Source organism: Sphingobium sp. RS1, from assembly GCF_056156825.1.
The window spans coordinates 2,767,613-2,780,769 of the sequence record NZ_JBLZXE010000002.1; the positions used below are offsets into that span (position 1 = coordinate 2,767,613).

Here is a 13,157-nt window from a genome sequence, read left to right on the forward strand (position 1 = left end):
CGCCGATGCCAGTCCCAATCCGCCACTGGCCATAAGAAGTGCGCAGGATCATCATTTTGCCGGTGAGCGGCCGGTTAGCGGAAAGTCTAATGCAGTCATTCCAATGGCAAAAATGCCGTTAACCATTTTTTATCGCTTCGCCTGCCAATCTGCTGCTCATGAAAAAAGGGGTCCAGATCCATTGAGCTAGTTTGGAAACGGGGGAAACATCATGGCTAACAGTATCAAGAGCGCACAATTTCTCATGCAGGCCCGTCTGTCACGGGCAACCTATGGTTCGGCGGAAGACTGTTTCGATCTCGGCGTCGCCTATAGCTGCGGCACCGGCGACCTGCCGATCGACCTCATTGAAGCGCATAAATGGTTCAACCTCGCCGCGCTGCGTGGCAGCGAGCAGGGGCAGTCGATGCGTGCCGAAATCGCCGAGGAAATGACCGCCCGCCAGATCGCCGAGGCCCAGCGTCAGGCGCGTGCCCTGATCGCCGCTGGCCTGCTGCGCGCCGCCTGATTAGCCGCCTTTCCTGAACGGCGTCCGCTCGGCGAGCCATGTCCGGTCGCGCTGCACGCCTTCCCGTTCAGCCGCCAGAAAATCGGCAACCGCCCGGCGAAAGCCGGCATTGGGCAGGAAATGCGCGGAAAAGGTCGGCTCGGGCGCATAGCCCCGCGCCAGCTTGTGCCCGCCTTGTGCGCCGGCCTCCACCTTGTTCAGGCCGCATGCGATCGCCGCGTCGATCGCCTGATAATAGCATAGCTCGAAATGCAGGTTGGGCACATCCTGCGTACAGCCCCAATAGCGGCCATATAGCGTGTCACCGCCGATCAGGTTGAGCGCGCCCGCAATCGGCTGGCCATCGCGCAACGCCAGGATCAGCAATATCTTCTCCGCCATCATTTCCCCCAACAGGGAGAAGAAGGCACGGGTCAGATAGGGCTGCCCCCATTTGCGGGCGCCGGTATCCTGATAGAATAGCCAGAAAATATCCCAATGCGCCTCGGTCAGGTCGCTGCCGGTCAGATGGACGATCTCCAGCCCCTCGACCGCGCGGGCGCGCTCCTTGCGGATATTCTTGCGCTTCTCGCTCGACAGGTCGGCGAGAAAATCGGCGAAGCTGCCATAGCCGCGATTGCTCCAGTGAAACTGGCTGTCCTCCCGGATCAGCCAGCCCGCCGCCTCGAACAGCGGCACCTCATCGGGATCGATGAAGGTCGCGTGCGCCGACGACAGTTCGTTGCGCTGCACCAGCGTCTCGATCCCCGCGATCAGCGCAGGCGCCATCGCCTTGTCGCGCAGCAGCAGCCGGGGGCCGGGCACGGGGGAAAAGGGCGCGGCGATCTGGATCTTGGGATAATAGCGCCCGCCCGCCCGTTCCCAGGCGTCGGCCCAGCTATGGTCGAACACATATTCGCCCTGGCTGTGGCTCTTGCCATAGGCGGGCGCGGCAGCGGCGATCTGCCCATCCGCCCCGTCGATCACGATCGGCAAGGGCTGCCAGCCGCTGCCCTCTCCAACACTGCCGGATCGCTCAAGCGCGACAAGAAAATCCCAACTTATGAATGGGTTGTCATTTCCTGCGCAGGCGTCCCACTGCGCCCGGTCGAAATCCGCGACCCCCGACGCGATGCGCGCCACCAGGTCAGCCACGGGGCCGCTCGAAGATGATCTGGTCGGCATGGGCGGCGGCGCGCGCGCGCTCGGCCTCGCTACGCACGGTCCATGTCAGCACGGGCATCCCCTTGTGGCGGGCATGGCGGGACAGGCGGGATGGCAGGTCGCGAATATCACAGGCCAGAAAATCGGGTGTCGACAGCCAAAGTGCAAGAGCGCGTTCGATCGGCCCGCGTAACCGGCCCTTGCCCTGCTGCGTCAGGACAAGGCCATGGACCTGTCCAACTCGCTGTCGCACGAACCAGCGCACCGCCCATGGATTGAAGGACATGACCGCCACCGGCGCATCGGGCCATGCGGCCAGATCGCGCGCGACGGCGGCGCAGACCGCATCGACCCGCCGCCCTTCCGCCTTGATCTCGACCAGCAAGGGCGTGTGGCTCCCGCATCGCACCAGCAGCGCCGACAGGCGCGGGATCGCGCCGCCATCAGGCAGGCTGATCTGGTCCAATGCGGCGGCGTCCAGCGCCGCGACCGTTTCGGCGCGGCTCGTCATCCGCGTCATCGCGGCGTCATGAAAGACGAAGGCGACGCCATCCCGGCTCGCCCGGACATCGCATTCGATGCCATATCCTGCGGCGATGGCGGCATCGAACGCCGCCATCCCGTTTTCAGTCAACCGTCGCCCGTCCTTCTGGCCATGCAGTCCGCGATGGGCAAAGGGCCGGGCCGTCAGCCAATCAGCCCAGTGGCCGAAGGCCGCCAACCCGTCAGGCCGTCGCTTTGACAAGCACGACCGCGTCTATCTCGACCACCGCGCCCAGCGGCAGCACCGGCACGCCGACCGCGCTGCGTGCATGCTTGCCGGCCTCGCCAAACACTTCGACCATCAGTTCCGACGCGCCATTGGCAACCTTGGGCTGGTCGGTGAAGGACGGCGCGCTGCTGATGAAGGCGCCCAGCTTCACGATCCGCTCGACCCGGTCGAGGCTACCAAGCGCGGCCTTCATCTGCGCGATCAGGTTCAGGCCGCAGATGCGCGCAGCCGTAACGCCATAGTCCAGGTCGCGATCTTCACCCAGACGGCCGGTCATCAGGCCATCGGGCGCCAGCGAAATCTGACCGCTGATATGCAGCAGGCCGTTCGCTTCGACGGTGGCGACATAGGCGGCGACGGGTGCGGCCGCCTGCGGCAGGGAGATGCCCAGTTCGTTCAGGCGGGCTTCGATGCTCATGAAAACACTCCTTGATTGTTATGCGTGTCGATCGGCGCCGGCCCTTGCGCCAGCTTCTCGGTGATCCAGCTTTCGGCGGCCGCCCAATGGTCGATCCGGGCATGAGCATAGGCCGCATCCTCGACATATTCTGCTATTTCCGGTTCGCCCACCAGATGCAGCCGCCATATGCCGGGCGCGTGGATCGCCGCCGAATGATGATGTTCGGCCAGATCGTCGACGAACAGGGCGACGCTCGGCTGCCGCTCCGCGACGATTTTCGCCAGCGCCCGTCCCTTGCCGCCCTGGTTCCACTGGACCGGCAAATGCAGGCCATGGGTCGCCAGCTGGTCGGCGCGCGGCTGCTGGTGCCGCTCGGTGATATTGGTCAGAACGACGATGTCGGCGGTGGCCGACAGGCGGTGCAGGGCCTCCACTGCGCCCGCGATCGGCGTCTGCCGGTGCATTTCCGTCTCGAAAAAGCCCAGTAGCAGCTCCCACACCAGTTCGCGCTCCACCACCACGCCACTATCCTTGTGGCGCAGCGCCTCGGCAAAACCGCGTGTCCGCATGTCGAAATGCACGTCATGCGTTTCGTCCAGCCATTGCCGGAACGGCACCACCATGTGCAGCAGCACCTCATCGCAATCGGTGATGATGAGAGGGCGGGTCATCGGTTCAATCTCTCCTGCGCCGCGATCAGCGCGGCAGGGGTGGTGTCGATCGCTGCGGCGCAGGCGATCAGGTCCGGTTCATGGTCGGCCAGAAATGCCAGCACCGCACTCAATATGGTGGGATCGCCGATCCCGGCGCGCAACGCATCGACATCCAGCCCTGTCAGCGACAGCAGCCGGTCGGCGCGCGACCCGTCGCTCAGCGTCCATCCCAGCGCCATCAGCGCCAGGGTCGCGGGGTCGGAATTGCTATCCTGCTTGCCATTCTCTGTGTCGGGTCGCATGATCGGCTTTCGGGGCGGAGCGGCTGGTTGGGCGCTCCAAAAGGCATTTTCGGACCGCGGGTGACTGGTGGCAAAGCGCGTGCTCGTTGTCGAGGACAACGAACTCAATCTCAAACTTTTTTGCGACCTGCTGCGCGCGCACGGGCATGAGGTGTTGCCGCTGCGCGACGGGCGCGACGTGCTGGCGCAGGCGCAGGGCTTCCTGCCCGACCTCGTCATCACCGACATCCACCTGCCCCATGTCAGCGGGCTGGACCTCATCATTTCGCTAAAGGCGGACGAGCGCCTGTCGGCCGTACCGATCATGGCCGTCACCGCCTATGCCGGGCAGGGGGATGAGGATCGCATCCGCGCCGCCGGGGCGCAGGCCTATGTATCCAAGCCCATTTCCGTGCTGCGCTTTGTCGAGCAGGTGAACGCACTCCTATGAAAATTCGCTGACAGCAAATTTTGCCGGTACGGGTCAAAATGCCCGCAGGGCATTTTGCAAACAGTCTGTAACGCGCCCGCAACGCACTTCACGGGATCGTCATTTTCCTTTCATGCGGGCTTCATCAACCCGCCCTTTGTGCGTCATTCTTCTGCGCCATCCCCCGCTGCGCAAGGGCGCGGCGCGTTGCCGACAGCCCGTACGCACAGGGGTAGTTTCACATGTCTCACCTGACCGACGAAGCGCGCGCGCCTTATCGCGCCGCGCAGCCCACCATCGATATGGGCGATCAGAGCCTCGAAGCAATCGTCGCCGCCAATCCGGCCCGCCGCTCGGTGCTGAAGAATGGCCTGCTGGGCCTCTCCATCCTGCCGCTGCTCGGCTCGCTCGCCGCCTGCGGTGACGATGATGATTCGAGCAGCCCCACGCCGACGCCGACCCCCACGCCGACTCCGACGGACAGCTATGCGATCAGCTTCGCGCCCGTCGCCGCCAACATGAACGACACCGTGACCGTGCCGACCGGCTACACCGTCGACATCCTGCTCAAGGCCGGCGATTCGGTCGAAACCGGCACCGCCTATGCGGGCAGTTTCCCGACCGCGGCTGATGCCGAAAAATGGGCCGGCGGCAACCATGACGGCATGGAATATTTCGAATTGTCCGGCACCGACGCCAATGCCGGCGGCCTGCTGGCGATCAATTTCGAACTGCCCGACTATAACATCCTCTTCTCCGGTGGCGACTATGATGCCGACACCGCCACGGCCGAGCAGAAGGCCGTCGCCCTGTCGGGCGTGGGCGTGGGCGTGGTCGAAATCGCCAAGGGCTCGGACGGCAAATGGGCGGTCAAGGCCGGCTCCAAGTACAACAAGCGCTATACCGGCAACAGCGCCTACCGCGCCAGCGGCCGCGCCGCCGGCCTGCTCTCGACATCGATCAAGGGCACGCTCAACAATTGCTCGTCGGGTCGTACCCCCTGGGGCACCTATCTGACCTGCGAAGAATCGACCGACAATTATATCGATCCGACGCAGCCGGAGGAAAATTACGGCTGGGTGGTCGAAATCGACCCCTATCAGGAACTGGATGCGGCGACCAAGCGCACTGAGCTTGGCCGTTTCGACCATGAAAACACCGCTTACATGGCCGACGCCAACAGCCGCGTCGCTTTTTACATGGGCCATGACGGCACGCCGGGCTGCATCTACAAATTCGTCTGCGATCGTGCCTTCAGCAGCAGCAATCGCAGCCAGAACCGCGACATGCTTGACCATGGCACCCTCTATGTCGCCCGCTTCAACGCGGATGGTACGGGTGAATGGCGCGCGCTGGTGCAGGGGCAGAATGGTCTGGTCGTGGGTGCCAGCGATCCGGGCAATGTCAGCCAGGGGCCGCAGACCCCGGCCGCGGTCGACTTCCGCAACCAGGCGGACGTGCTCATCAACACCATCTCGGCCGCCCGCGTCGCTGGCGGTACCGTCATGGACCGTCCGGAATGGATCACGGTTGCGCCCGACAACAGCGCCGTCTTCGTGACCCTGACCAACAACAGCAGCCGCGCAGTCGTCGATGCCGCCAATCCGCGCACGAAGAACCGTCACGGCCACATCATCAAGTTCAAGGAAGAGGGCAATTCGCCGCTCGCCATGACATTCAGCTGGGAAATCTTCCTGCTGGCGGGTGATCCGTCGCTGGCCGGCTTCGGCGACAAGCTGGAGGGCAATATCAACGGCGATACCTTCTCCAGCCCCGACGGCATCCGCATCGACCCCAAGGGCCGCCTGTGGGTCCAGACCGATCACAGCGTGCCGGGCAATTCGGGCGATTCGGCTCGCACGATCGAAGATATCTTCGGCCAGAATGCGATGTTCTACATCGACCAGACCACCAAGAAGTCCTCTCGCTTCCTGGTCGGGCCGAAGGGTTGCGAGATCACCGGCCTAGCCTATACGCCGGATCTTAAGACCTTCTTCGTGAACATCCAGCATCCCACGGGCGACTGGCCGGTGTCGGGTCAGGAACCGCGGTCCTCGACCATCGTCGTACGCCGCACCGACAATCAGCCGGTCGGCAACTAAAGGCCGTAAATTCCCCTCCCGCATGCGGGAGGGGGCAGGGGAGGGCCTGTTTCGGGCTCTCCCTTTTTTGTGCCCTTCTAACGCGCACACCCAGCAACAGGAAAAGGCCCGCTCCCAGATGGGGCGGGCCTTTTCCTGTTCGTCAAAAGCGACGGATCAAGCGCGCAGGCATTAAGCCCGCAAGCGGCTTACTTGATCTTGGCTTCCTTGAATTCGACATGCTTGCGCACGACCGGATCATATTTGTTGAAGCTGAACTTCTCGGTCTTGGTGCGCGGATTCTTCTTGGTGACATAGAAGAAGCCAGTGTCAGCCGTGCTGACGAGACGGATCTTGACGGTTGCCGGCTTGGCCATGGCCCTATTCCCTGGTCTTGAAATGCGTAAAAAGAAAAGCGGCCCAAAGCGGACCGCCCCGTTTCAGCGGTGGCCCATGGGGCAGATTCGGCTCCCTGTCAAGGCTGGGGACAGGAATCGGCGATCTGCAACCACGCTTTACACGGCTTTAATCAATCAGGCGCATGATCTCTCATGGGGCGACAGACGGGGGACTTTCCCATGCGACATGATCCGAAACTGGCCATTCTGGCGGACCTTATGCGCCGAGTGGATGGTCTTGCAAGCCAGCGTGGCCATGTTTCCGCGCCCCGGATGCAGGATGAACTGGCCCAGATACGCCATATCGCTCGCGCCTTTCGCCTCGATACGATCGAAGGGCTGGCCGGCACGCTCGAATCGGCGCTGTCGCTGCATGGCCTGGGGGCGATCGTCCTGTCCTATCTCGACCTGATGCGCGATTCGCTGGCGGAGGATATGCCGCCCGACTGCCCTACCGCCGCGATCATCCCGATGATCCCGCGCACCGCTGCGGTCGCCACCCTGCCGCTGCGCGCCTGATACGCACGACCTGATGGACGCACTGCTGATCGCCTTGCTCGGCTGCCTGCTTGGCGAGATGGGGGACAAGAGCCAGTTGCTCGTCCTCGCGCTTGCCACCCGCTACAACCGCAACGGCGCGATTATTGCCGGCATCTGTATCGCCGCCATCGCCAACGCCGCCCTATCCGCCTTCGCCGGCGCCTGGATCGGCCCGATGCTGGGATCTGATGCGCGGCTCCTGTTCATGGCGCTCTCCGTCCTCTTTCTGGGTGCGGGCCTGTTCTGGCCGGTCAGCCAACCCGACACGCTCGTCGGCTGGCGGCTCGGCGCCTGTCTCACCACCGCCATCGGCCTCTTCATCCTGGGCTTCGGCGATGGGCCGCAATTTCTGGTGCTGGGCATCGCCACGCGCACCGCCGACCCCTGGCTGGCCGGCATCGGCGGCGCGATCGGCGTCATCGCGGCGCTGGTGCCGGTGGTCGTGGCCCGCGACCGTCTCCTTGCCGTCCTGCCGCTGCGCGCGATTCGCTGGAGCGGCGGCGTGCTGATGATCGTCGCGGGCGCGCTCATGGCGCTGTCGGCGGTCGGCCTGCTCTGATCGCCGGCCTCTGATTGCCAGTTCCTGATCGCCAGTCCCTGATCGAAAGCCTGGATCAGCCTGATCGGGATTTTGCACTGCAAAAAATGGCACCAACTCCGCTGGCGATCATTATATGTCCGAAATCATTTCCGCGAACAGGAGGACATTGCATGACCGCCCCCGATCTGAAGACGCCGACCGACCTCAAGAGCAATGCCACCAAGTCCGTCGCCGAAGCGCTCAACGGTGCGCTGGCCGACAGCTATGCGCTGTACCTCAAGACCAAGAATTTCCACTGGCACGTCTCCGGCCCGCATTTCCGCGACTATCATCTGATGTTCGATGAGCAGGCGACCGAAATTCTGGGCGTGACCGACCTGATTGCGGAGCGCGTGCGCAAGACCGGCAATGTTACCCTGCGCTCGATCGGTGACATCGCCCGCCACCAGACGGTCAAGGATAATGACGCCGATTTCGTCAGCCCGGCCGATATGCTCAAGGAACTGCGTGACGACAATCTGGCGCTGGTCGAAACCTTCCGCGCGGTGAAGGCCGCCGCCACCGAAGCCGGCGACAACGCGACCGAGGGCATTGTCGACGACTGGACCGATCAGGCCGAACAGCGTGCCTGGTTCCTGTTCGAGGCCGCTCGCGGCGCCTGATTCGCCTTTTGGCACATAAAAAAGCCCGCCGGCGCAAACCGGCGGGCTTTTTCGTATCGGTTAGGGGGCTAGTTCAATCCTCGCTGACCACCGCAATCGCCATGATCTCGACCGCCTCGAGCTTCCCGGCGAAATCGACCTTCTCGCCGACCTCGGCATCCATCATCGCGCGGGCAAGGGGAGAGGAAAAGCTGATTCGCCCCTCATGCGGATTCGCCTCATCGTCGCCGACCAGCGCGATCGTCTTCTCCTGCCGGTTCAGTCGATAGGTGACCCGCGTGCCGAACGCGACCACCTCGCCATCCGCTTCCGGCCGCAATTCCGCCGTCGCCAGCCGCGTGCGCCAATAGCGCAATTCGCGCTTGTGCTTCTTGGCGGCCTCTTCCTCCATACCGGCGGTATCGACGGCTTCCAGCGCCTCGACCTTCTCCCGCGTCAGCCGCAACCCGCGCGCCGTCACCCAATTGGGGCCGGGCGGGATCGGCAGCTCGAACTTCGGCTCCATATGCTCATCATCGCTCTCGCGACGAAAGGCGACACTCACGTCATCACTCTCCTGAAATAGCGAACCATGCCCCGAACGCTGTCCGGCGCATGGTTCAACGCGTCCCTATGTCGGGATCAATCCTCGTCGAACAAGCCCGCCAACTGCTCGACCATCGTGCCGCCCAGTTGCTCGGCGTCCATGATGGTCACGGCGCGGCGATAGTATCGCGTCACATCATGGCCGATGCCGATCGCGACCAGCTGCACCGGCGACCGGTTCTCGATCCAGTCGATCACCTGCCGCAAATGCCGCTCCAGATAGGTGCCGCTGTTCACTGACAGGGTGCTGTCATCCACCGGCGCGCCATCGGAAATCACCATCAGGATGCGCCGCTCTTCATGCCGCGCGATCAGCCGGCTGTGCGCCCATAGCAGCGCCTCGCCATCGATATTTTCCTTGAGCAGCCCTTCGCGCATCATCAGGCCCAGATTCTTGCGCGCGCGACGCCACGGATCGTCCGCTTTCTTGTAGACGATATGGCGCAGGTCATTAAGCCGCCCCGGCATCGGCGGACGTCCGGCGGCCAGCCATTCCTCGCGGCTCTGCCCGCCCTTCCACGCCCGCGTGGTAAAGCCCAAAATCTCGGTCTTGACCCCGCACCGCTCCAGCGTGCGCGCCATGATGTCGGCACTGATCGCCGCGATGCTGATCGGCCGGCCACGCATCGATCCTGAATTGTCGATCAGCAGCGTGACGACGGTGTCGCGAAACTCGGTGTCCCGCTCGATCTTGTAGGACAGCGACCGGGTCGGATCGATCACGATCCGCGCCAGCCGCGCCGCGTCCAGCATGCCTTCTTCCTGATCGAAGTCCCACGACCGCGACTGCTGCGCCATCAAGCGGCGCTGCAAGCGGTTGGCGAGCTTCGTCACCGCCCCCTGCAAGCTGACGAGCTGCTGGTCCAGGAACCCGCGCAGCCGCACCAGTTCATCCTCGTCGCACAATTCTTCCGGCGCGACGACCTCGTCGAACTTGGTCGTATAGCTTTTATAGTCGAAACCGGGCGGCAGGTCGGACATCGGCCGGTTCGGGCGGACCGGCATCATGCCTTCCTCGCCCATATCGTCCGCGCCTTCGTCGCTGTCGGCGTCGAACTCGTCGCTATAGTCGGTTTCACCCTCTTCGGTGTCGCCGCCCTTGTCCTCGGCGCGCGCCTCGGCGTTCATGTCGCTGTCGCCGGATTCCTCCTGGCCGCTCTCGCCCTCTTCCTGCTGGTCTTCCTGATCCTCGCCCTCATCCTCGGCTTCCGGCTCTTCGGTATCAGGCGGCACATCGGCGTCGATCAGTTGCAGATGTTCCAGCATTGCCGTCGTCAGCTTCTGGAACGCGCGCTGGTCGTCGATCGCCATGGTCAGCGCGTCGAGATCGGCACCAGCCTTGTCCTCGATCCACTGCTCGACCATGGCGACGCCCGCCGCCACATCCTTGGGGATGGCCTGCCCGGTCAGCCGCTCGCGCACCTTCAGCGCCAATGCGGTGGACAGCGGCACCTCGTCGGCCGATCGCGCCCGACGGATCGCGTCGGATTTCAGCCGCAGGTCCAGCGCGTGATTGAGATTGGCGCGCACGCCCTCCATCGACCGCGCGCCGATCGCCTCGACCCGCGCCTGCTCGACCGCGTCGAACACCGCGCGCGCCACCGCCTCGCCCGGCGCGGACGCCGCATGGATCTTGGGATTATGGTGGCGCAGCTTCAGCGCGGACGCATCGGCGAAACCGCGCGCCAGCGCCACCTGATCGGCGGGCAGGGTACGGCCGGGCGTCGGCACCTTGATCGCCTTGCCCACGGCGTGCGGCGTATCGGCGGTAAAGCCGACCTCGACCTCGGCATCGCGGGTGATCGCGCGCGCCACGCCGGACAGCACATCCTTGAAGGCGTCGATGGGGGACCGTTCGCTCATGGAATAAGCAATACCTCGCGCAGCGCCGCCTGCTCGGCTACGCCCACGCCCAGCACATCGCGCAGATAGCCGTCGACGCCGCCATGCAGTCGGTCGAAATGGTCGAACAGCGCTTCCAGATAGGCGGCATCGGCGATCAGCAACGGCTTAAGCAGGTCCGCCCGCGCCTGTTTCAGCCGGCTCAGATGGCTTTCGCCCTGCGCCAGCCGCCATGTCCAGTCGGCATGGCTGTTGGTCAGCAGATAATCCTCGATGATGACCTCGCGCGACACGCCCAGCGCCGCCAGCACCATGGCCGCACCGGCCCCGGTCCGGTCCTTGCCCGCCGAACAGTTGATCAGGATCGGCAGATGGCCGGCCAGCATCTGCGCAAACATGGCGCGATAGGCTTCGGCATGCTCGGTCGCGATCTCATGATAGACGGTCAGCATTGCCGTCCGCATATCCTCGGCCGTAACGCGCCCCTCATGCAGCATGTCGACCAGCACGCCGGTCGCCCCGCTATAATCGCGGCAATAATAATCGACCGTGGCGTCATGCCAGCGGGTCGGCTCCGAAATGCGCTCGGCCGGACGCCGGAAATCGCAGATCGCGCGAATGCCCAGCGCCTGCAATTGCGCGCTGTCCTCCGGCGTCAGCAGCGCCATCGTGCCCGACCGGTACAGCATGCCGCGCCGGATCGTGCGGCCGTCCGCCGTCGGATAACCGCCGAAATCGCGCAGGTTGAACGCGCTGGCCAATGGCAATCCGCTGCGTTCCATCACCGCCTCCTCGCTCATGGCCGCTCCGGCTCCCCGACGCGGGGCACCGCGATCGTCTCGATCTGCGTCTCGACTTCGCTCATCAGCTTGTGGACCGGGCATTTCGCCGCCACCGCGATCAGCTTGTCATGCTGCTCGTCGCTCATGTCTCCGGTCAGCGCGATGCGCGTGGTCAGCTTGTAGATGCCCTTGCGCTCCTGGCTAGCATCGCGAACCACGCCGACATGGATATTCTCCACCGGAATGGCGTTGCGCTGCGCATACCAGAGCATCGTCATCGCCTTGCACGCGCCCAGCGCCGTATCATACAGGTCATGCGGGTCCGGCCCGGCATCATGGCCATCGGGCGCCGACATGTCGGCCACGATCTCATGCCCCCGGATGCTGATCCGGTGCGCGGTCCCGCCTGTCGGGTCGATCCGTTCGACGACGATCATCTTCTGTCTCCCTGCCGTGCCAAAAGCGCCACTAGCAGGGCGAACGGTCAGTTCGCCCGGCTCGCCACGCTTTCCGGCAAGTCCTTGCCGAACACGCGCTGATAATATTCGGCGACCAATGCCCGCTCGGCCTCATCGCATTTGTTGAGGAAGCTCAGGCGGAAGGCGAAGCCGACATTCTTGAAGATCAGCGCATTCTGCGCCCAGCTGATCACGGTACGGGGCGACATGACGGTCGAAATATCGCCGTTGATGAAGCCCTGCCGCGTCAGTTCGGCGACCTTGATCATATTCTCGACCTCCTTGCGGCCGCCCTCATGATCATATTCGCCCGACTTCGCCAGCACCACCTGCGCCTCGGTCGCGGCGGGCAGGTAATTCAGCGCCACGACCAGATTCCACCGGTCCATCTGGCCCTGGTTGATCTGCTGCGTGCCGTGATAGAGGCCGGTCGTGTCGCCCAGACCCACCGTATTGGCGGTCGCGAACAGGCGGAAATGCGGGTTCGGCCGGATCACGCGATTCTGGTCGAGCAGCGTCATCTTGCCGTCCGTCTCCAGCACGCGCTGGATCACGAACATCACGTCCGGGCGACCGGCATCATATTCGTCGAACACCAGGGCGACCGGACGTTGCAACGCCCATGGCAGCAGGCCTTCCTTGAACTGCGTCACCTGCTGCCCGTCTTGCAGCACAATGGCGTCGCGTCCGACCAGGTCGATACGGCTGATATGCGCGTCGAGGTTGATGCGGATGCACGGCCATTTCAGGCGTGCGGCAATCTGCTCGATATGGCTAGACTTGCCGGTACCATGATAGCCCTGCACCATGACGCGGCGGTTGAACGCAAAGCCCGCCAGGATCGCCAGCGTGGTGTCCGGGTCGAACACATAGGCGGGGTCGAGGTCGGGCACGCGCTCGTCGGCCTCCGAAAAGGCCGGAATCTTCATGTCGACATCGATGCCGAAGATTTCCCGCGCATCCACTTCGCGGTCGGGCGCTTCCAGCAGCGTTTCGGCGCGGGTGTCAGGCTGGACGTTGGAAATATCAGTCATCGGGTCCGTCATCTTTCTGCGAGTCAGTCGCGCCCTAACCCAGATTC

General features: G+C 64.0%; 17 protein-coding genes. 6 read left to right on the top strand and 11 right to left on the bottom strand.

Annotated elements, in window-relative coordinates:
- The first annotated feature begins 211 nt into the window (after positions 1–211).
- Positions 212–508 carry a hypothetical protein gene (locus ACNHGR_RS15310; RefSeq protein ID WP_475287195.1) on the top strand — a complete coding sequence of 99 codons (297 nt, stop codon included), beginning with the start codon at positions 212–214 and terminating at the stop codon, positions 506–508.
- On the opposite strand, the gene ACNHGR_RS15315 is transcribed toward ACNHGR_RS15310, so the two are convergent.
- The 5 genes from ACNHGR_RS15315 to ACNHGR_RS15335 all read right to left on the bottom strand — a co-directional run bounded on the left by ACNHGR_RS15315 (position 509) and on the right by ACNHGR_RS15335 (position 3,778).
- Positions 509–1,642, bottom strand: coding sequence for a GNAT family N-acetyltransferase (locus tag ACNHGR_RS15315; protein ID WP_475287197.1), 1,134 nt, complete (start codon positions 1,640–1,642; stop codon positions 509–511).
- Complete coding sequence (locus ACNHGR_RS15320; protein ID WP_475288452.1) at positions 1,635–2,270, bottom strand: glycerophosphodiester phosphodiesterase family protein; 636 nt, start codon at positions 2,268–2,270, stop codon at positions 1,635–1,637. Before ACNHGR_RS15320 ends, ACNHGR_RS15315 begins: the two co-directional genes overlap by 8 nt.
- 106 nt (positions 2,271–2,376) lie before the next feature.
- On the bottom strand, positions 2,377–2,841 hold the full coding sequence (locus ACNHGR_RS15325; protein WP_475287198.1) for a RidA family protein: 465 nt from the start codon (positions 2,839–2,841) through the stop codon (positions 2,377–2,379).
- Positions 2,838–3,494, bottom strand: a complete 657-nt coding sequence (locus ACNHGR_RS15330) for an HAD family hydrolase (RefSeq protein WP_475287200.1) — start codon at positions 3,492–3,494, stop codon at positions 2,838–2,840. Before ACNHGR_RS15330 ends, ACNHGR_RS15325 begins: the two co-directional genes overlap by 4 nt.
- Positions 3,491–3,778: a DUF3572 domain-containing protein gene (locus tag ACNHGR_RS15335; protein ID WP_475287202.1), complete on the bottom strand. Its 288-nt coding sequence runs from the start codon at positions 3,776–3,778 to the stop codon at positions 3,491–3,493. Before ACNHGR_RS15335 ends, ACNHGR_RS15330 begins: the two co-directional genes overlap by 4 nt.
- A 67-nt stretch (positions 3,779–3,845) precedes the next feature.
- On the opposite strand from ACNHGR_RS15335, the gene ACNHGR_RS15340 reads away from it, so the two are divergent.
- Entirely contained in the window at positions 3,846–4,208 is a 363-nt protein-coding gene (locus ACNHGR_RS15340) for a response regulator (RefSeq protein ID WP_184269024.1), read from the top strand.
- A 221-nt stretch (positions 4,209–4,429) separates the two neighbouring features.
- Positions 4,430–6,289 carry a PhoX family protein gene (locus tag ACNHGR_RS15345; protein ID WP_184269026.1) on the top strand — a complete coding sequence of 620 codons (1,860 nt, stop codon included), beginning with the start codon at positions 4,430–4,432 and terminating at the stop codon, positions 6,287–6,289.
- 188 nt (positions 6,290–6,477) lie between these two features.
- Here ACNHGR_RS15345 and rpmG read toward each other — a convergent pair whose 3' ends face one another.
- Positions 6,478–6,645 carry a 50S ribosomal protein L33 gene (gene rpmG / locus ACNHGR_RS15350; RefSeq protein WP_043154839.1) on the bottom strand — a complete coding sequence of 56 codons (168 nt, stop codon included), beginning with the start codon at positions 6,643–6,645 and terminating at the stop codon, positions 6,478–6,480.
- A gap of 201 nt (positions 6,646–6,846) precedes the next feature.
- Here rpmG and ACNHGR_RS15355 point away from each other — a divergent pair, with 201 nt between their 5' ends.
- The 3 genes from ACNHGR_RS15355 (at position 6,847) to ACNHGR_RS15365 (ending at position 8,409) form a co-directional block, all read left to right on the top strand.
- Positions 6,847–7,185 carry a hypothetical protein gene (locus ACNHGR_RS15355; RefSeq protein ID WP_475287205.1) on the top strand — a complete coding sequence of 113 codons (339 nt, stop codon included), beginning with the start codon at positions 6,847–6,849 and terminating at the stop codon, positions 7,183–7,185.
- A 13-nt stretch (positions 7,186–7,198) separates the two neighbouring features.
- Positions 7,199–7,765, top strand: a complete 567-nt coding sequence (locus ACNHGR_RS15360; RefSeq protein WP_475287207.1) for a TMEM165/GDT1 family protein — start codon at positions 7,199–7,201, stop codon at positions 7,763–7,765.
- 152 nt (positions 7,766–7,917) lie between these two features.
- A complete protein-coding gene (locus ACNHGR_RS15365; RefSeq protein WP_093082040.1) occupies positions 7,918–8,409 on the top strand; it encodes a Dps family protein in 492 nt (163 codons plus the stop codon).
- A 73-nt stretch (positions 8,410–8,482) separates the two neighbouring features.
- Here ACNHGR_RS15365 and ACNHGR_RS15370 read toward each other — a convergent pair whose 3' ends face one another.
- From ACNHGR_RS15370 to cobS, 5 genes are all read right to left on the bottom strand, one after another.
- A complete protein-coding gene (locus tag ACNHGR_RS15370) occupies positions 8,483–8,953 on the bottom strand; it encodes a GreA/GreB family elongation factor (RefSeq protein ID WP_475287209.1) in 471 nt (156 codons plus the stop codon).
- Positions 8,954–9,030: 77 nt separating this feature from the next.
- A complete protein-coding gene (gene cobT / locus ACNHGR_RS15375; protein WP_475287211.1) occupies positions 9,031–10,857 on the bottom strand; it encodes a cobaltochelatase subunit CobT in 1,827 nt (608 codons plus the stop codon).
- The gene (locus ACNHGR_RS15380) at positions 10,854–11,636 is read right to left on the bottom strand and encodes a tyrosine-protein phosphatase (RefSeq protein ID WP_475287213.1); all 783 of its coding nucleotides are present in this window, start codon (positions 11,634–11,636) and stop codon (positions 10,854–10,856) included. Before ACNHGR_RS15380 ends, cobT begins: the two co-directional genes overlap by 4 nt.
- Positions 11,633–12,055, bottom strand: coding sequence for an OsmC family protein (locus ACNHGR_RS15385; protein WP_475287215.1), 423 nt, complete (start codon positions 12,053–12,055; stop codon positions 11,633–11,635). Before ACNHGR_RS15385 ends, ACNHGR_RS15380 begins: the two co-directional genes overlap by 4 nt.
- Before the next feature lie 47 nt (positions 12,056–12,102).
- Positions 12,103–13,110 (bottom strand): cobaltochelatase subunit CobS, encoded by a 1,008-nt coding sequence (cobS, locus tag ACNHGR_RS15390; protein WP_475287217.1) that lies wholly within the window; start codon positions 13,108–13,110, stop codon positions 12,103–12,105.
- Positions 13,111–13,157: the final 47 nt, after the last annotated feature.